Raw genomic sequence first — 18,968 nt, 5'->3', positions numbered from 1 at the left:
ATTTTAATTTGATTATCAAATAATTATATTTAAAAACAAAGGTGTTAAGATGGGTTTAGTAAAGTTTTTAGGAATAGGGCATTATTGTCCTGAAAATATCGTAACAAACTATCAGTTATCTTCAATTGTAGATACATCACATGAGTGGATAATAAAAAGAACAGGCATATCTGAAAGAAGAATTTCTACTGGTGAAGGGACTGTTGATTTAGCAGTTAACGCTGCAAAAAATGCATTAAAAATGGCTGGATGTATACCTGAAAGTATAGATATTATTATTGTTGCTACAACATCACCTGATAGAATTATGCCTTCAACAGCATGTAGTGTACAAAGTGTTTTAGGATGCATAAATGCTTCAGCATTTGATATAAGCGCTGCTTGTTCGGGCTTTTTATACTCATCAATTATAGCCAATTCATTATTAAAATGTGGAGAAGGAAAAAAGGCTTTAGTAATTGGTAGTGAAGTTCTTTCAAGAATAATAGATTGGACTGATCGTAACACATGTATATTATTTGGAGATGGAGCTGGTGCTGCAGTATTAGAAATAACAACAAATGATGAATCTGGCATAATAAGTACTTATTTTGGCTCTGATGGAAATAAAGGCTTAAAAGCATTAAATGCAAATCAGTTCTCTATTAGTACACCATTTTCAAATTCAAACTTAGAAAGAAAACAATTTATTGAAATGGATGGTAGAGAAGTATTTAGATTTGCAATTTCTATAATACCTAAGGTTATTAAAGAATTACTAAAGAAGTCTGGCGAAAGTATTGAAAATATAAAATATATTATTCCACATCAAGCAAATTCAAGAATTATAGATGATGCTGCTAAGAAACTAAATTTAAATAGGGACAAGTTTTTAATTAACTTAGAACATTATGGAAATACATCAGCAGCAAGTATTCCAATAGTTTTAAGTGAATCAATAGAAAAAGGGCTTATTAAAAAGGGAGATAAGATAATTTTAGTAGCCTTTGGTGGTGGACTTACTTGGAGTGGATTACTTATTCAATGGTAATCAATATTTTTTTTAATTTATATTGTTAATTTTTTGATAATAATATATTTTAATACATTTTTGAAAGTAAAATTAAGTTATGGAGGAAATATGTATGATATTTGAGAAAATTAAGGAAATAGTAGTGGATCAATTAGGAGTTAATGATGAAGATGTAAAATTAGAAACTAACTTTGTAGAAGATTTAGATGCAGATTCATTAGATTTATTCCAAGTTATTATGGAAATTGAAGATGCTTTTAACGTAAAAGTTGAAGATGTTGAAAATATAAAAACAGTTGCAGATGCTGTCTCATTTATTGAAAGTTCAACAGTTGCTAAGTAGTATTGGAGGTAATAGCTATGAAAAAGGATATATGTAATCTTATAGGTATTAAATATCCTATTTTTCAAGGTGGTATGGCTTGGGTTTCCGAAAGTACATTAGCTGCTGCTGTATCAAATGCAGGTGGCTTAGGAATTATTGCAGGAGCTAATGCTCCTGCTAGCCATATTAGATATGAAATAAAAAAAACAAAAAAGCTTACTAATAAACCATTTGGATTAAATATTATGCTTTTATCAGATAATGCAGATGAACTTGCAGATATAGCTATTGAAGAAGGAGTAAAAGTAATAACTACAGGTGCCGGTAATCCTGGTAAGTATATAAATAAATGGAAGAATGCTGGTATTATTGTAATTCCTGTTGTAGCTTCAGTTGCTTTAGCAAAAAGGATGGAAAGATGTGGAGCTGATGCTGTTATTGCTGAAGGATGTGAATCTGGGGGGCATATTGGTAAATTAACAACTATGGTTTTATTACCGCAAGTTGTTGATGCTGTAAATATTCCTGTTATAGGTGCTGGCGGTATCGCTGATGGAAGGGGAATAGCAGCTGCATTTATTCTTGGAGCAAGTGCAGTACAAGTTGGAACAAGATTTTTAGCTTCAGAAGAATGTCAAATACATGAAAATTATAAAAATGCAGTTATTAAAGCTAAAGATATTGATACTGTAGTTACTGGAAGATGTACTGGACATCCAGTTCAAGTTCTTAAAAATAAACTTGCTAAAGAATATTTAAAGCTTGAAGATAATCATGTAAGTATTAAAGAACTAGATGAACTAGGAAAAGGTGCTTTAAGAAAAGCTGTTATAGAAGGTGATACTGATAATGGTTCACTTATGGCAGGTCAAATTTCTGGAATGGTATCAAAAATACAAAGTGTTAATGAAATAATTAAAGAAATGTTTAATGAATATGAGGACATTAAAGTAAGCTTTAACTCATAGATAAATGGAGGATTTATGAAAATAGCTTTTATTTTTTCAGGTCAAGGAGCCCAATATGTAGGAATGGGAAAAGAGCTGTATGATGCTTATCCTGTTTGTAAAAATGTTTTTGATAGAGCTAATGAAGTATTAGGATTTGATATTAAAAATCTTATTTTTAATGGTGAAAAGGAAGCGTTGAATATTACAGAAAATACTCAACCTGCAATTTTAACTACATCAATTGCAATCTTAAGTATTTTAAAAGAAAGGGGAATTATAGCTGATATAACTGCCGGATTAAGTTTAGGTGAATATTCCGCTTTAGTTGCAAGTGAAGCTATTGATTTTGATACAGCTCTTAAGCTTGTAAAAAAAAGAGGTCACATAATGCAAGAAGCAGTTCCCCTAGGTATTGGAGCAATGGCCGCAGTTATAGGATTAGGTGAAAATAAAATTAAGTTAATACTAAATAGCATATCTGATGCTGGAACAGTTGAAATTGCTAATTATAATACACCTAATCAAATAGTAATTGGTGGCGAAAAAGATGCTGTAAATTTAGCACAAGTTAAATTAACAGAAGCTGGTGCTAGAAAAGTAATACCTTTAAAAGTTTCTGGTCCATTTCACACATCAATGTTAAATAATGCTTCTAAAAAATTAGGTGAGTATTTAAAAGATATAAAATTCAATGAACCAAAGTTAAAGGTTATTACTAATGTTACTGGAGATTTTATTACTGATAAAAATGAAATTAATTCACTTTTAGAAAAACAAGTTAAATCATCAGTTAAATGGAGTAAGACAATTGAAAAAATGCTTGAAGAAGGTATAGATACATTTATTGAAATTGGCCCTTCTAAAACATTAAGTAGTTTTGTAAAAGAAATAAGCAGAAATAAGAAAGCTAACTTAAATATTTTTAATGTTGAAGATTTAAAATCACTTGATAAAACTTTAGAAGGAGTTGAAATTAAATGTTAAAAGGGAAAAATGTTATAGTTACTGGTGCTACAAGGGGCATTGGAAAAGAAATAGCATTAACATTAGCACAAAATGGAGCAAATATAGCTATTAATTATAGAAACTATAATGATGAAATAGTAGAATTAATTAATGCGCTTAAAGAATTTGGTGCAGACGTTTTAGCTATAAAATGTGATGTAAGTAAATCAAACGAAGTTGAAAACTTTGTTTCTGAAATAAAAAACCACTTTAGTTCAATTGATATATTAGTAAATAATGCTGGAATAACTAAAGATGGTTTAATTTTAAGAATGAAAGATCAGGATTTTGATGATGTATTAAATGTAAATTTAAAAGGTACTTTTAATACTACAAAATTTGTATCCCAAGTTATGTTTAAGCAAAAACATGGGAAAATAGTAAATATATCTTCAGTTGTAGGCTTAATTGGAAATGCAGGTCAAAGTAATTATTCTGCATCTAAGGCAGGGGTAATTGGTTTTTCAAAATCAGTAGCTAAAGAATTAGCATCTAGAAATATAAATATTAATGTTGTAGCCCCTGGATATATAGATACAGATATGACTAAATCATTACCTGATAGGGTTAAAGAGGAAATTTTAAAAAGTATACCTATGAAAAAGATAGGTAATCCTAAAGAAGTTGCTAATTTAGTATTATTTTTATCATCAAATTTATCTGATTATATTACTGGTCAAGTTATAAATGTTGATGGTGGGATGGTAATGGCATAAAAGGGGGGCTAACTTTGAAAAGAAGAGTTGTAGTAACAGGGCTTGGTGCTATAACACCAATTGGAAACAATGTAGGAGAGTATTGGAATGGAATTAAAGAATCTAAGAATGGTATTGATGAAATAACATTGTTTAATCATGAAAATTTAAAAGTTAAAATGGCTGGAGAAGTTAAAGACTTTAATCCAACTTTATATATGGATAGAAAAGAATCTAAAAGAATGGATAGATATACTCAATTTGCTATAGTAGCAGCTACAGAAGCTCTAGCTGATAGTAAACTTAATCTTGATAATATAAATAAGCAAAGAGTTGGAGTATTAGTTGGTTCTGGTATAGGAGGATTGTCTACTATTGAAGCTCAAATCAGATCTTTAGTAAATAAAGGCCCTAATAGAGTTGCTCCTTTAACAATACCTATGTCTATATCAAATATTGCATCTGGAGCAATTGCAATTAAATTTGGACTTTTAGGAAGCTCTTTTAGCATTACCTCTGCATGTGCCTCTTCAACACATTGTATAGGGGAAGCTTATAGAAATATTAAGGATGGTTATTCTGATATTATTTTTGCTGGTGGATCTGAAGCATCTATTTGTGAATTTGGAATTTCATCATTTCAATCCCTAACAGCATTAAGTAAAAGTGAAGATAGAAATAGAGCATCTATTCCTTTTGATTTAAATAGAAATGGTTTTGTTATGGGCGAAGGTGCTGGAGTGTTAATTTTAGAGGATTTAGAAAGCGCCTTAAAAAGAGGAGCTAAAATTTACTGTGAAATAGTAGGATATGGTACAACAAGTGATGCCTATCATATAACTTCACCATGTCCAGATGGAAATGGAGCTTATAGATGTATGAGAGATGCAATGGCTGATGCTAGCGTTAATTGTACTGAAATTTCTTATATAAATGCACATGGAACAGCAACTGAAATAAATGACAAAGTCGAAACATTAGCAATAAAAAAGGCTTTTGGTGATGACTTTATGAAACCATATGTTAGTTCTACAAAATCTATGACAGGTCATTTACTAGGTGCAGCAGGAGCTATAGAAGCTATTGCATCAATAAAAGCAATAGAAGATAGCTTTGTTCCACCAACAATAAACTACCTTAACCCAGACCCAGAGTGTAATTTAAATCTTGTTGTTAATACAGGTAAAAATGTTGATATTAAATATTCTATGTCTAATTCATTAGGTTTTGGTGGTCATAATGCAACTCTAATATTTAAAAAATGGAGGTAGCTTAAAGTGCTAGACTATAACCAAATTAAGGATTTAATTAAAGAAATAGATTCTTCATCATTAAGAGTATTTGAATTAGAAGATAGTGATATAAAATTAAAATTAAGTAAAAATGATGAAAATAAACCTACTAATGATTTAATTAATGATGTTTCTTTAAGTGAACCATCATTACAATCATCTAATAAAACAACCTTTGAATTAAATACTACAGAAGTTAATGATGAAGCAACTACTCTTGATGAAAATATTACAATTATAAAATCACCATTAGTAGGTACTTATTATTCCTCTTCAAAACCTGGAGGAGATTCCTATGTAACTGTAGGAAGTAATGTAAAAAAAGGTGATGTTTTATGCATTATTGAAGCAATGAAAATAATGAATGAAATAACTTCAGAAGTAGATGGAAAAATTATAGAAGTTTTAAGGGAAGATGAGGATATTGTGGAATTTGGCATGGAGTTATTTAAGATAATTTAATGATAGTTAATTAAGAGAATAAGGAGATAGTTATATGGATATTAATGAAATTAAGGAAATATTGCCTCATAGATATCCTTTTCTATTAATAGATAAAGTAATTAGTATGGAAGGAAATAAAATAGTTGCAATAAAAAATGTTACAGTTAACGAAAATTATTTTCAGGGTCATTTCCCTGCTGAAGCAGTTATGCCAGGCGTATTAATTATAGAAGCATTAGCTCAAACTGGAGCTGTAGCAATATTAAGTAAAAATGAATTTAAAGGAAAAATTGCATATTTTGCTGGAATAGATAAAGCTAAGTTCAGAAGAAAAGTAATTCCTGGAGATATATTAAGATTAGAAGTTGAGATTACAAAACTACGTGGACGAGCTGGTTTAGGTTATGGAATAGCCTATGTTGATGATAAAAAGGTTTGTGAAGGAGAATTAACCTTCATGGTAGGTTAAATTAAGTGAGGTGCTTTTATGATTAGAAAAGTTTTAATAGCTAATAGAGGAGAAATAGCTGTAAGAATTATTCGTGCTTGTAAAGAGCTTGGAATTAAAACTGTTGCAATTTATTCTGAAGTAGATAAAAATGCTATTCACACTGAACTTGCAGATGAAGCTATTTGTGTTGGAACTTCTAAATCTAAAGATTCTTATCTTAATGAAAGTAATATTTTAAGTGCAGCAGTAATTACTGGCTGCAACGCGATTCATCCAGGTTTCGGATTTTTATCTGAAAATGCAAGTTTTGCAGGAATGTGTGAAGAATGTAATATAAAATTTATAGGTCCTAGTAAAGAAATTATAAATATAATGGGCAATAAATCTATGGCACGAGAAATTATGAAAAATGCAAATATTCCTATAATTCCTGGGAGTGAAGGACTTATTAGAAATTTAGAAGAAGCTAAGTCTGAAGCTAAAAAGATTGGATATCCAGTAATGATTAAAGCTTCCCTTGGTGGTGGGGGAAAAGGAATTAGAGTTGTTCTAAATGAAAATGAATTAGAAAATGCATATTTTACAGCTAAAGCAGAAGCTAAAAATAATTTTAATGATGATTCTGTATACATGGAAAAGTTTATAGAAAACCCTCGCCATATAGAAGTTCAAATATTAGGAGATGCCTTTGGAAATGTAATTCATTTATATGAAAGAGATTGTACAATTCAAAGACGTAATCAAAAGGTTCTTGAAGAGGCACCAGCTATTATTTTAAATGATGAATTAAGAAATAAAATGGGGACTGCAGCCATTAATGCAGCAAAGGCTGTAAATTATGAAAGTGCAGGAACAATAGAATTTTTACTTGATAAGCATGGTGATTTTTATTTTATGGAAATGAATACTAGAATTCAAGTTGAACATCCAGTAACAGAAATGGTAACTTCAGTGGATATAGTTAAAGAACAGTTGAATATTGCAAATGGAATGGAACTTTCTTTAACTCAAGATAATATTAAAATTTATGGTCATTCAATAGAATGTAGAATTAATGCTGAAAATCCTAAATTAGGATTTGCTCCATCTCCTGGTAAAATTAAATTTTTAAATCTACCTGGTGGAAATGGCGTTAGGGTTGATACTGCTGTTTATAACGGATATACAATTCCTCCTAATTATGATTCTATGATTGCTAAATTAATAGTCCATGGTAAATCAAGAGATGAAGCAATAAAAAAGATGCTCCGTGCATTAGATGAATTTGTTATAGAAGGAATAAATACTAATATAGAATTTCAGATAAGTATATTAAAAAATCAAGCATTCCGCTTAGGAACTTATGATACAAGTTTTATAAGCAAGGAATTTAAACTGTAAGTTGGTGATATTATGAAAATTTTTAAAAAGAAAAACTATGGAGTAATTAATATTTCTTCTATTGATAATAAGTATATTCCAATAGTACCTGATGGAGCTTGGGTTAAATGTGATTACTGTGGGAAAATATTGTATAAAAAGTATTTAGAAAATAATTATTTTATTTGTAATAATTGCGGTAGTAATTTTAGATTATCTGCTTATGATAGATTACGATTTACTTGTGATGAAGGATCATTTATAGAGTTTAACAAAAATATGGAAAGTAATAATCCTATGAATTTTCCAGGTTATGAAAAAAAACTAAATAAAAATAAGAATATATCTGCACTTACAGAAGCAGTAGTAACTGGAAAATGCTTAATTAACGGTAATACTGCAATGATTTGTGTAATGGATTCCCATTTTATGATGGGAAGTATGGGAACTGTTGTTGGTGAAAAAATTACATTAGCAATTGAAAAAGCTATTGAAGAAAAATTACCAATAATAATATTTACTGCTTCAGGTGGTGCTAGAATGCAAGAAGGAATTTTATCATTAATGCAAATGGCAAAGGTTAGTTCAGCATTAGCTAAACTCAATGAAGCTGGATTACTTTATATAACAGTACTTACTGATCCTACTACAGGTGGAGTAACAGCAAGCTTTGCAATGCTTGGGGATATAATTTTATCTGAACCTAAATCTTTAGTTGGATTTGCGGGGAGAAGAGTAATAGAAGGTACAATTAAAGAAAAGCTTCCTGATAACTTTCAAAGCGCTGAGTTTTTATTAGAAAAAGGTTTTGTTGATAATATAGTAAAAAGAGAAGAAATGAAAGGAGTACTTTCATTATTATTAGAGCTTCATAAGCCTATAGGAGGTGACTTTATTGACCAAGACAATTAAGGCATGGGATAGACTTTCTATTGCAAGAATGCTTGAACGACCAAATGCAGAAGAATATATAAAGTTAATTTTTGACAATTTTTTTGAATTACATGGAGATAGGAAATATGGAGATGATAAATCTATAATAGGTGGAATAGGCTTTTTAGATAAAATCCCTGTTACTATAATAGGAATTCAAAAAGGCAAAAATTTAAAAGAAAACATGGAACGAAATTTTGGTTCTCCCTATCCAGAGGGATATAGGAAATCTCTTAGATTGATTAAGGAAGCTGAAAAGTTTAATAGACCAGTAATTTGTTTTATTAACACATCAGGAGCTTATTGTGGAGTAGAAGCAGAAGAGCGTGGCCAAGGTGAAGCAATTGCAAGAAATCTATTTGAAATTGCAAGAGTTAAAGTTCCTATAATTTCAATTATAATAGGTGAAGGTGGAAGTGGAGGTGCAATTGCTCTAGCTTGTGGTGATAAAGTATGGGCTTTAGAAAATTCAGTTTATTCTATTTTATCACCTGAAGGTTTTGCATCTATATTATTAAAGGATTCATCTAAAGCAAAGGAAGTTACTGAAATAATGGGAATAACTTCTTACGATTTACTTAATAAGGGTATAATTGAAAAAATAATAACTGAGCCTTCTGGTGGAGCTCAAAATGATATAAAATCAGTTGTTAAAGAATTAAAAAGTTCTTTAATAGTTGAAATTAATAATTTAAAATCACTTGATATAAATGATCTTTTAGAAAAAAGATATAATAGATATAGAAAATTTTTTTAATTAAATATATATTTAAAGAAGCAAGTTAAATTTAATAACTTGCTTCTTTATTTTAAGGTAATTATACAGAGGTATGTGTAGCTCAACATACAAAATGTATCTACATTAATAATTATTACCAGTTTTTTCGTTTTATACACTTTAATTTTAAAAAAATTAATATTACAAAATTTTAACATTATTGTAATATTAATTAATAGCAACTATAGGAGAATATTATGAGTTTTTTTATATTATATATTATATGGTATAAATTAAATTTTATGATTATTGTAATTGATTTTAGGAGGTTATAAAATGACAAATTCAATAAAGGATGCAATATTTTATCATATATATCCTCTAGGGTTTTGTGGAGTAATAAATAACAAAGAAAAATCCACCAAAAATCTTGGATTAAATAAAATTGATAAAAATTGGATAAATCACTTTAACGACTTAGGGATAAACTCAATTTATTTTGGGCCGCTTTTTCAATCAACTTATCATGGTTATGATACAATTGATTACCTAAAAATAGATAATCGCTTGGGTACAAATGATGATTTTAAAAAATTAGTTTTTAAATTACATGAAAATAATATAAGTGTAATTTTAGATGGAGTTTTTAATCATGTAGGACGGGATTTTTGGGCTTTTAAAGATGTTCGAAATAAAAAATCAAATTCTATTTATTCCTCTTGGTTCAATATTAATTTTAATGGCAATAGTCATTATAATGATGGCTTTTATTATGAAGGTTGGGAAGGACATTATGATTTGGTTAAATTAAATTTATATAATCCTGAAGTTAAAAATTATTTATTTACTGTTGTAAAAACATGGATTGATGAATTTGATATAGATGGAATAAGATTAGATGTTGCTTACTTATTAGAAAAAAATTTTATAAGAGAATTACGTAAAAAAACTGATTCTTTTAAGAAAAACTTTTGGTTAATGGGTGAAATGATACATGGAGATTATAATACTATTGTTTCTCCTGAAATGCTTCATTCTGCAACTAATTATGAATTATATAAAGGATTATATTCAGGGCATAATGATAAAAATTACTTTGAAATTGCTTATTCATTGAATAGAGAATTTGGTGATTATGGTATTTATAAGAATATAAATTTATACAACTTCGTAGATAATCATGATGTAAATAGAATTGCTACCATGGTAGCAAATAAAAAATATTTAAATAATATTTATACAATACTATTTACTATTCCTGGAGTTCCATCAATTTATTATGGAAGTGAATGGGGAATTGAAGGAGATAGAAAAATTACAGACTTAAATCTTAGACCAGAGATTTTTCTTGAAAAATATGAAAATAATGAATTTGCAAAAAAAATAGAAAAGGAAATTTCTCAATTAATTTCAATTAGAAAGTCTAATATAGAGTTAACTCACGGAAACTATAAAGAAATTTTAGTTAAAAATAAGCAATTTATATTTGGACGTTGCTATAATGATAAATGGATATTAGTAGTATTAAATCTTGATGATAAAGATGAAATTCTTGAATTCAATGTACCTTTTAGCAACAAATCATTAATTAATTTAAAAAATACAAATGAACATTTTACTACTTTTAATAACAAACTACAACTTAATATACCTGCTTTTAGTAATAAAATATTAAAAGTTGAATAGTATAAAACACCATATTAGATATAAAAATAGAATAAGTTTTATATCTAATATGGCTTTTCTTATTTTAAAAAATTAATTATAATTTTACTTTTTTGTAAATAGTTTATTAATACTATTGACAATATATTTTTAGGTAGTAAAATAATTATTAGAGTGTTAGCACTCGTTAATGCAGAGTGCTAATAATTACTTTTTAGATTAAAAAGGAGAGAATTTTATGGAAACAAAACAATTTAAAGCAGAATCTAAGAGATTATTAGATTTAATGATTAATTCAATTTACACACATAGAGAGATCTTCTTAAGAGAGCTTATATCAAATGCAAGTGATGCAATTGATAAAATATATTATAAAGCTTTAGTAGATGATAGCATAAGCTTTAATAAAGATAATTATTTTATTAAAATATCTCTAGATAAAGCTTCTAGAACAATAAAAATAAGTGATACTGGAATAGGAATGACAAAGGAAGAATTAGATGATAATTTAGGAGTTATTGCTAAAAGTGGTTCATTAAAATTCAAAAAAGAAAATGAAATTAAAGATGGTTATGATATTATAGGACAATTTGGTGTAGGTTTTTATTCTTCATTTTTAATTGCTGATAAAGTTACTGTTATAAGTAAGGCATTTGAAAGTAATGAGGCTTATAAGTGGGAATCATCAGGAGTTGATGGATATGCAATAGAACCATGTTCTAAGGAATCTGTGGGAACAGATATTATTTTACACGTTAAAGAAAATAATGAAGATGAAAACTTTGATGAATATTTAGAAGAATATAAAATTAAAGCATTAATAAAAAAATATTCTGATTTCATACGTTACCCAATCAAAATGGATTTAACTGAGAGAAAACTTAAAGAAGGTTCAGAAAATGAATATGAAGATGTTATTGAAGAAAAAGTAGTAAATAGCATGGTTCCTATTTGGAGAAAAAATAAAAATGAGCTTACTACAGAAGATTATGATAATTTCTATAAAGAAAAACATTATGGATTTGATAAACCATTAAAGCATATTCATTTAAGTGTTGATGGAACAATTAGCTATAATGCAATTTTATATATTCCAGAAAGCATGCCTTATGATTTCTATACAAAGGATTATGAAAAAGGCTTAGAACTTTATTCTAATGGTGTAATGATTATGAATAAGTGTTCTGATTTATTACCTGATTATTTTGGATTTGTTAAAGGTATAGTTGACTCTGAAGACTTATCTTTAAATATTTCAAGAGAAATCTTACAACATGATAGGCAATTAAGATTTATAGCTAAAAATATTAAAAATAAAATTAAAAATGAGCTTGAAAAAATGCTTAAAAATGATAGAGAAAATTATGAAAAATTCTATAATTCATTTGGAAGAACTCTTAAGTTTGGTGTATATGATAATTTTGGGGCTGAAAAAGATGTACTTCAGGATTTATTAATGTTTTATTCATCAAAAGAAAAGAAGATGGTTACTTTAGATGAATATGTAACAAGAATGTCAGAAGATCAAAAATATATTTATTATGCAGTTGGTGAATCTATTGATAGAATAGAAAAACTTCCTCAAACAGAGTTATTATTAGATAAGGGGTACGAAATCTTATACTTTACTGATGATATTGATGAGTTTGCTATTAAGATATTAATGCAGTATAAAGAAAAAGAATTTAAGTCAGTTTCAAGTAGTGATTTAGGTATTGAAAATAATGATGCGGAATTAAAGGAAGAGGAAAATGATGCAGAAAATAAGGTATTATTTGAATCAATGAAAGAAATTTTAAAGGGTAAAATTAGTGCAGTTAAGATTTCTAAAAGATTAAAAAACCATCCTGTATGCTTATCAAATGAAGGTGATTTATCAATTGAAATGGAAAAAGTATTAAATCAAATGCCTAATTCTCAAGGCATAAAAGCTGATAAGGTTCTTGAAGTAAATGCTAATCATGAAGTATTTAAAGTATTAAAAGATGCTTATGAGCATGATAAAGATAAATTAAGTTTATATACTAACCTTTTATATAATCAAGCTTTATTAATTGAAGGATTAAGCATTTCAGATCCAGTAGAATTTACTAATGATATTTGCAAGTTAATGAAGTAATTAAATTTAATAAGAGGGTATATGCTATTTTCTGCATACACCCTCTTATTTTATTATTAATATTTAAATTTAACGCTAATTTCTTTAATTTCACCTTTAGAATTTTTTCTAATTGTTTTTTAGTAATAATTTATATTCATTGAACAAATAAGTTTTACAATCACTATTATTATCTTGTATAATCAAGCTTGTAGAACCATAAAATTATAACTAATGAAAATTTGAATAATGTTGGAGGATGAGTATGAGTATAAATGAAAATTTATTAAATGAAAAGATAAATCAATTAAAAAAAGGGCTTGAAATTATAGGTGCTGATAAAAAATTATATAGTAAATCTAATAGTGATATTATAAATAATATTTTAGAGATGGCTTTTAATGGAGACAGTATAAAGTTTACAATTGAAAATTCAGACTATACTATTGATGAATTAATTAAATGTAAACAAGCTTATGAAAAGCATTTTTTAAAGAATAAATCAACTACTTTAAATTCTATTGTATATAAAATAAAAAAATATGATACTTCTTTAGATTCTTTAATAAGAAAATATAAAAAAACTAGAGGATTAGAAGAATATAATAAGATATATGCAGGAATAAATAGAACTTATAGACTTGATATAAATAAATTACTCTTATCAAGTATAGTTAATATTGAAAATATATCTGATTTAGATGAACAAGAACAATATTATGGAGATTACTTAAATCAAAAGAGAAAACAAATAATTGATGGTGTAGTAAGTAAGGTAGGGATAGTTTAATCTATCCCTTTAAACACCTTTATTATTAAAATCAGGTACAAACTCTTCTGTATCAGTTCCCCCACCTTGAATAAATCCATTTTTTACACCAATAGATAATGCATAATTTATTAAAGAATCATATAATTTAGGATTCACAGATTTGTTGATTTCTGGATAATCTTTTGCGTTATATAATGGAGTGTATTGATTCATTAAAGAAATAAATACATGATCTCCAAAATTATTATAAATTGAATCTATAACCTTTTTAGAATCAAATAATAATCCAGGTAACATTAAATGTCTTACAATTACACCTTTTTTCATTATATTATTTTCATCAAATACAGGCTCACCAACTTGTTTAATCATTTCTGAAATAATTTCAATTACATTTTTTGAATATCCTTTGATTTTAGAATATTTAATAGAATATTTATCATCAAAATATTTGAAATCGGGAAGATAAATATCAATATAACCATTTAAAGCTTTAATTGTTTCTAAAGTATCTGTTGAATTAGTATTATATACTATTGGTAATATTAATCCCTTTGATTTAGCAATTTTTATTGATTCAATTATTAATGGAACATAATGTGTTGGAGTAACTAAATTGATATTGTTTGCTCCTTTATTCTGAAGTTCTATAAAAATTTCAGCAAGTCTTTCTATAGTAACTTGTTTTCCAAAACCATTTTGAGAAATTTTATGATTTTGACAAAAAACACATTTTAAATTACAATTTGAAAAAAAAACCGTACCAGATCCCTTTGCCCCTGAAATACATGGTTCTTCCCAAAAATGTAAATCCGCACGTGCTATTTTTATAATGTTATCAGTTTTACATACCCCAATAATATTTTTATTTCTATTTATATTGCAATTTCTAATGCATAAATTACAGTTATCTAACATATCAATATTGTTCATATTTAATACCTCTTAATTTTAAGTTACTTTTATCAAAAAATAATTAATTAAAAGTATAGCAATTTATACTGAATTTATCAATTTAAAGTAGTATATAGTTATTTAGTATTAATTGTGATATAATTGTTCCATAATCAATATGTGAGAGGTGCAAGATGAATACAGTAACTGTTATAATAAATGATGTGGAATACAATTTAAGAGGAAAAGAAGACGAAAAATATTTGTTAGACGTTGCAGCTTATGTTGATACTAAAATTAAAGAAATTTCAGGAACTAATAAAAAACTTAGTACAAGCTCTGCTGCAGTATTAACTGCTGTAAATATAGCCGATGAACTTTTTAAATGTGATTTAGAAATTGGAGATATAACAAAGAAAAAAAATTCTCTTGAAGAACGTCACTTAACTCTTAAAGAGCGTTTAAGAGAATTAAAAATAGAAATAGATGAAACTACAAAAGCTAGAACTGCAGAAGTAGAATCTTTAAAATCTACAATTAGTCAGTTAGAGGAAACAGTAAAAGAGTTTGAGAAAATAAAATCATTAAATCTTAAATTATCTAAAAAAATTGATGAAATAACAAAATCAAACAATGATTTAAATGCAGAAAATAATTATTTAAATGCAGAAATTGAAAAATTAACTGAATCTAAAAATCAAGAGATTGAAAGATTAACTGAATCAAAAAATGAAGAAATTGAAAAATTAACTAAAGCTAAAAATGAGGAAATTAAAACTTTAACTGAGTCTAAAAATCAAGAAATTGAAAAATTAACTAAAGCTAAAAATGGGGAAATTAAAACTTTAACTGAAGTTAAAAATCAAGAAATTGAAAGATTAACTAAAACTAACAATGAGGAAATTAAAACTTTAACTGAGTCTAAAAATCAAGAGGTTGAAAAGCTAACTGAATCTAAAAACAAATTAGAAACTAAGATTAAAAATCTTACTGAAGAAATAAATAGTAAAATTGAAAAAGAAAAATTCAATGAAGTATTAAATAAACTTCAAAAAACTCAAAAAATAAATATTATGCTTAGTGATGAAAATGATGATTTAAAAGAAAAAGTTGAAAATTATAATATAAAAATTAATGATTATTCTTCTGAAAACTCAAAGCTTAAAGAAAATGTTAATACCTTAAATGAATCTATTAAATGTAAAGAAGCTGAACTTGAAGAATTTAAAGAGTTAAATGCAAAACAAAGCCTAGAAGAAAAAGTTTCTTTAGAAAATAAAATATCATCTTTAGAAAAAGATTTAAAAGATGCCTTAAATAAAAAGGAATTATTTAAATCACGTAACAGAGAAATTAATTTCCAATTACAAAACTTTAAATATAAAGTTTTAGATTTAGAAAAGAAATTAATAGATAGTCAATTTAAATTAGCTGTTGAAAAAAGAGAAAAGAATCCACTATTAAGATAAGTCTGTTCAATATATGAGCAGACTTATCTTAATTAATATGGTAAAACACTTTTAATTATGTTATAACAATAAGTAGTTTATTAATGAAATACAATTAATATTGATTATATTTCATCTAGTTAATTTTTATACAAAAGACAACTTAATTTTTAAAACTTAGGAGAGATTTTTTATGAATAAAATAGAAATTTTAGCGCCAGCTGGAAGTATGGAAAGCATGTATGCAGCTATTAATAAAGGTGCTGATGCTGTTTATTTAGGAGGAAATAAATTTTCAGCAAGAGCATATGCATCAAATTTTGATAATGAAAATATGCAAAAAGCAATAGATTATGCTCATAGTTATGGTGTAAAAGTTTATGTTACAATAAATACTATATTAAAAGAATCTGAAATTGAGGAAGCTGTAAAATATGTAGGCTATCTTTATGAAATAGGTGCTGATGCATTGATAATACAAGATTTAGGATTATTTAAAAGAATAAAAGAAGAATATGAAGATTTTGAAATTCATGCATCTACTCAAATGACAATACATAATGGAGAAGCTGCTATATACTTCAAAGAAAAGGGATTTCATAGATTAGTTTTATCAAGAGAAATGTCATTTGAAGAAATTAAACATATATCTACTGATTTAATGATTGAAACTGAAATGTTTGTTCATGGTGCTATATGTGTAAGTTATTCTGGTCAATGCTTAATGAGCTCTATTATTGGCGGAAGAAGTGGTAATAGAGGAAGATGTGCTCAACCTTGCAGAATGGAATACACATTACAAGGTGAAAAATCTGGTGAGCAAAAGGGATATTTATTAAGTCCAAAAGATATGTGTACAATAGAAGATGTAAAAGATATTATTGATACAGGCACATATTCATTAAAAATTGAAGGAAGAATGAAAAGACCAGAATATGTTGCAGGTGTTGTTGACAATTATAGAAAAGCTGTAGATAAAGTTATTCTAAAAAAGAAATATAATGAGCATGAAGGAAAAGAACAGCTATTACAATTATTTAATAGAAGCGGATTTACTAATGCTTACTTAAAAAGTAATCCAGGTAAAGATATGATGAGTTTTAATTCTCCAAAAAACTCTGGTGTACCATTAGGACAAATTGAAAAAAGTGGTGAAATTAAGCTTAAAACTTCTATAGCTTTAGGAGATGGCGTTCGTAATAACGATAAAGGGTTTTCAATTAGCAAAATTTTATTAAATGGAAAAGAAGAAGCTAAAGCTAATAAAGGTGATATAGTTAAGATATTCCCTATTAATTATAAGCCAGGCGACTTCCTTCATAAGAGTTTAAATAAAGAACTTTTTGATGAATTAGAAGATTACATAAAGCCATATTCAAAAAAAATAATTTTAAATGCCACAGTAAAGTTTGCTGTAAATTCACCAGTAGCATTAAATATAAATTATAAAGGTAAAGAATATACTTATACTGGTGAAATAATTCAAAAAGCTGAAAAGCGACCTTTAGATAAAGAACGTATAAGAGAAGCATTAATGAAATCTGGAGATGTACCATTTAAATTAAATATTGTTGATTTTACAGAATTTGAAGATGGATTTATGAGAATTTCAGATTTAAATAACTTAAGAAGAGATGCAATAGAAAACCTTATTAAGAATATTTGTAAGGAATCTAGAAGAAGACGTCCTGCAAAAAAGAACATCGTAGTAGAAAAGACAAAATCAACAAATGATTGTCCAACTGAATTATATAGTTGTGTAACAAAAGAACAATTAAAAGCATTATTAGAATGTAATGTTAAAAATATAGCTTTTGATATTTTTAGTAGAGAAGCAAATGCATTAAGATTTTCTGATATAATTGATACTTTTGAAAAATATAATGGTAATATTAACTTATATATAAAAACTTCTTCTATTATAAAGGGGGAATTTGATAAGGTATGTACTGTTATAGAAAAAGTAAAATCATATATTAAAGGAATTATTACTTCTAATATAGGAATAATCCATTTATACAGAAATTCACTTCAAATAATAGGTGATTATAAACTTAATATTATGAATACACAAAGTTTAGAATTTTATCAATCTGAAATATCTATTCCAACACTAAGCATGGAGCTTAATAGAACTGAAATCAAAGATATTTTACGTAAAAATAAGGGCAATAATGCTTATGTTATTTATGGAAAACCAGAACTTATGATAAGTGAATATTGCCCAATTGGAAGTACATTTGGAGGAAGAAAAACTAATGTTGATTGTAATGCTATATGTACTAGAGACAAATTTACTTTAATAGATAGAGTAAATGAAAGATTAAGAGTTATGACCGACTTATTCTGTAGAAGTTATATTTTAAATCCAGTACCATTAAATCTTTTTGATGAAAGAACTTACCTTAAAGAAGCTGGAATTAAAACTTTAAGATTTGATTTTAGAGATGAAAGTTATGAAGAAGTTAAAAATGTTTATAATATGTATTTAAGTAAAATGGAATATGATAAATCTAATTATACAAAAGGACAATTTAGAAGGGGTATAGAATAAGTTAGGAGGGTTTTATGAGAACATTAAACATAGTGGTGATAATTCTTGTATTTATTTTTGGTATTTATCAAATGCGTAATGCATCTTCTGTATTAAATACAGATTGGTTTAAAAATTTAAATTATAATGATAAACTAAAAACAACTTCAATAGTTAAGGGGAATTGGAAAATAAGTATAATCTTATTATCAATTGTTGTTTGTGAAATGCTAATTTTAATTTCATCATTTATTGGTAAAACTCACTATTATGAGAACATTATTAATATTTCAGTATTGATTATAAGTATAATAGTTACAATTTCATTAATCATTAATAATCAAAAGCTAAATAAGGATTTAAAAAAATAGCAT

The 18,968-nt window shown here is 26.8% G+C and carries 18 protein-coding genes; 17 read left to right on the top strand and 1 reads right to left on the bottom strand.

The window, feature by feature from the left end:
- Positions 1-49: 49 nt before the first annotated feature.
- From ACUN06_RS06915 to ACUN06_RS06850, 14 genes are all read left to right on the top strand, one after another.
- On the top strand, positions 50-1,030 hold the full coding sequence (locus ACUN06_RS06915; protein ID WP_291733616.1) for a beta-ketoacyl-ACP synthase III: 981 nt from the start codon (positions 50-52) through the stop codon (positions 1,028-1,030).
- A gap of 94 nt (positions 1,031-1,124) precedes the next feature.
- A complete protein-coding gene (acpP, locus tag ACUN06_RS06910; protein WP_291733610.1) occupies positions 1,125-1,355 on the top strand; it encodes an acyl carrier protein in 231 nt (76 codons plus the stop codon).
- A gap of 17 nt (positions 1,356-1,372) precedes the next feature.
- Complete coding sequence (gene fabK / locus ACUN06_RS06905) at positions 1,373-2,305, top strand: enoyl-[acyl-carrier-protein] reductase FabK (RefSeq protein WP_449389524.1); 933 nt, start codon at positions 1,373-1,375, stop codon at positions 2,303-2,305.
- 15 nt (positions 2,306-2,320) lie between these two features.
- On the top strand, positions 2,321-3,271 hold the full coding sequence (gene fabD, locus ACUN06_RS06900; protein WP_294160953.1) for an ACP S-malonyltransferase: 951 nt from the start codon (positions 2,321-2,323) through the stop codon (positions 3,269-3,271).
- Positions 3,265-4,008: a 3-oxoacyl-[acyl-carrier-protein] reductase gene (fabG, locus tag ACUN06_RS06895; protein WP_291733605.1), complete on the top strand. Its 744-nt coding sequence runs from the start codon at positions 3,265-3,267 to the stop codon at positions 4,006-4,008. Before fabD ends, fabG begins: the two co-directional genes overlap by 7 nt.
- Before the next feature lie 14 nt (positions 4,009-4,022).
- Positions 4,023-5,258, top strand: coding sequence for a beta-ketoacyl-ACP synthase II (gene fabF / locus ACUN06_RS06890; RefSeq protein ID WP_294160955.1), 1,236 nt, complete (start codon positions 4,023-4,025; stop codon positions 5,256-5,258).
- 6 nt (positions 5,259-5,264) lie between these two features.
- Positions 5,265-5,741 (top strand): acetyl-CoA carboxylase biotin carboxyl carrier protein, encoded by a 477-nt coding sequence (gene accB / locus ACUN06_RS06885; RefSeq protein ID WP_291733598.1) that lies wholly within the window; start codon positions 5,265-5,267, stop codon positions 5,739-5,741.
- Between the two features lie 34 nt (positions 5,742-5,775).
- A complete protein-coding gene (gene fabZ, locus ACUN06_RS06880) occupies positions 5,776-6,192 on the top strand; it encodes a 3-hydroxyacyl-ACP dehydratase FabZ (RefSeq protein WP_291733595.1) in 417 nt (138 codons plus the stop codon).
- 18 nt (positions 6,193-6,210) lie between these two features.
- The gene (locus ACUN06_RS06875; RefSeq protein WP_449390249.1) at positions 6,211-7,554 is read left to right on the top strand and encodes an acetyl-CoA carboxylase biotin carboxylase subunit; all 1,344 of its coding nucleotides are present in this window, start codon (positions 6,211-6,213) and stop codon (positions 7,552-7,554) included.
- A 12-nt stretch (positions 7,555-7,566) separates the two neighbouring features.
- Complete coding sequence (accD, locus tag ACUN06_RS06870; protein WP_291733591.1) at positions 7,567-8,445, top strand: acetyl-CoA carboxylase, carboxyltransferase subunit beta; 879 nt, start codon at positions 7,567-7,569, stop codon at positions 8,443-8,445.
- Between the two features lie 28 nt (positions 8,446-8,473).
- Positions 8,474-9,223: an acetyl-CoA carboxylase carboxyltransferase subunit alpha gene (locus tag ACUN06_RS06865; protein ID WP_449390259.1), complete on the top strand. Its 750-nt coding sequence runs from the start codon at positions 8,474-8,476 to the stop codon at positions 9,221-9,223.
- A gap of 297 nt (positions 9,224-9,520) precedes the next feature.
- A complete protein-coding gene (locus ACUN06_RS06860) occupies positions 9,521-10,870 on the top strand; it encodes an alpha-amylase family glycosyl hydrolase (RefSeq protein ID WP_302537833.1) in 1,350 nt (449 codons plus the stop codon).
- Positions 10,871-11,087: 217 nt separating this feature from the next.
- Positions 11,088-12,968 (top strand): molecular chaperone HtpG, encoded by a 1,881-nt coding sequence (htpG, locus tag ACUN06_RS06855; protein WP_294127101.1) that lies wholly within the window; start codon positions 11,088-11,090, stop codon positions 12,966-12,968.
- Positions 12,969-13,212: 244 nt separating this feature from the next.
- A complete protein-coding gene (locus ACUN06_RS06850; RefSeq protein ID WP_291733585.1) occupies positions 13,213-13,737 on the top strand; it encodes a hypothetical protein in 525 nt (174 codons plus the stop codon).
- 9 nt (positions 13,738-13,746) lie between these two features.
- Here the strand turns inward: ACUN06_RS06850 and ACUN06_RS06845 are convergent, their stop codons facing one another.
- On the bottom strand, positions 13,747-14,652 hold the full coding sequence (locus tag ACUN06_RS06845; protein ID WP_291733583.1) for a radical SAM protein: 906 nt from the start codon (positions 14,650-14,652) through the stop codon (positions 13,747-13,749).
- Between the two features lie 155 nt (positions 14,653-14,807).
- Between ACUN06_RS06845 and zapA the strand changes: the two genes are divergently transcribed.
- From zapA to ACUN06_RS06830, 3 genes are all read left to right on the top strand, one after another.
- A complete protein-coding gene (gene zapA / locus ACUN06_RS06840) occupies positions 14,808-16,082 on the top strand; it encodes a cell division protein ZapA (RefSeq protein ID WP_294160958.1) in 1,275 nt (424 codons plus the stop codon).
- Between the two features lie 172 nt (positions 16,083-16,254).
- Positions 16,255-18,615, top strand: coding sequence for a U32 family peptidase (locus ACUN06_RS06835; RefSeq protein ID WP_291734371.1), 2,361 nt, complete (start codon positions 16,255-16,257; stop codon positions 18,613-18,615).
- Positions 18,616-18,629: 14 nt separating this feature from the next.
- On the top strand, positions 18,630-18,965 hold the full coding sequence (locus ACUN06_RS06830; RefSeq protein WP_294127094.1) for a hypothetical protein: 336 nt from the start codon (positions 18,630-18,632) through the stop codon (positions 18,963-18,965).
- Positions 18,966-18,968: the final 3 nt, after the last annotated feature.

The organism is Clostridium sp. ETTB3 (genome assembly GCF_053571985.1).
Note: the sequence above shows the minus strand (reverse complement) of the source record. Positions and strands in the feature narration are given on the sequence as shown.

Excerpts from the sequence above, each read along its gene's own strand:
- ACUN06_RS06830 (WP_294127094.1), top strand. The coding sequence starts at position 18,630 with ATGAGAACATTAAACATAGTGGTGATAATTCTTGTATTTATTTTTGGT.
- ACUN06_RS06835 (WP_291734371.1), top strand. The coding sequence starts at position 16,255 with ATGAATAAAATAGAAATTTTAGCGCCAGCTGGAAGTATGGAAAGCATG.
- fabZ (WP_291733595.1), top strand. The coding sequence starts at position 5,776 with ATGGATATTAATGAAATTAAGGAAATATTGCCTCATAGATATCCTTTT.
- ACUN06_RS06915 (WP_291733616.1), top strand. The coding sequence starts at position 50 with ATGGGTTTAGTAAAGTTTTTAGGAATAGGGCATTATTGTCCTGAAAAT.
- ACUN06_RS06860 (WP_302537833.1), top strand. The coding sequence starts at position 9,521 with ATGACAAATTCAATAAAGGATGCAATATTTTATCATATATATCCTCTA.
- ACUN06_RS06875 (WP_449390249.1), top strand. The coding sequence starts at position 6,211 with ATGATTAGAAAAGTTTTAATAGCTAATAGAGGAGAAATAGCTGTAAGA.
- accD (WP_291733591.1), top strand. The coding sequence starts at position 7,567 with ATGAAAATTTTTAAAAAGAAAAACTATGGAGTAATTAATATTTCTTCT.
- ACUN06_RS06845 (WP_291733583.1), bottom strand. The coding sequence starts at position 14,652 with ATGAACAATATTGATATGTTAGATAACTGTAATTTATGCATTAGAAAT.
- ACUN06_RS06865 (WP_449390259.1), top strand. The coding sequence starts at position 8,474 with ATGCTTGAACGACCAAATGCAGAAGAATATATAAAGTTAATTTTTGAC.
- fabD (WP_294160953.1), top strand. The coding sequence starts at position 2,321 with ATGAAAATAGCTTTTATTTTTTCAGGTCAAGGAGCCCAATATGTAGGA.
- zapA (WP_294160958.1), top strand. The coding sequence starts at position 14,808 with ATGAATACAGTAACTGTTATAATAAATGATGTGGAATACAATTTAAGA.
- ACUN06_RS06850 (WP_291733585.1), top strand. The coding sequence starts at position 13,213 with ATGAGTATAAATGAAAATTTATTAAATGAAAAGATAAATCAATTAAAA.
- htpG (WP_294127101.1), top strand. The coding sequence starts at position 11,088 with ATGGAAACAAAACAATTTAAAGCAGAATCTAAGAGATTATTAGATTTA.
- acpP (WP_291733610.1), top strand. The coding sequence starts at position 1,125 with ATGATATTTGAGAAAATTAAGGAAATAGTAGTGGATCAATTAGGAGTT.
- fabK (WP_449389524.1), top strand. The coding sequence starts at position 1,373 with ATGAAAAAGGATATATGTAATCTTATAGGTATTAAATATCCTATTTTT.
- fabG (WP_291733605.1), top strand. The coding sequence starts at position 3,265 with ATGTTAAAAGGGAAAAATGTTATAGTTACTGGTGCTACAAGGGGCATT.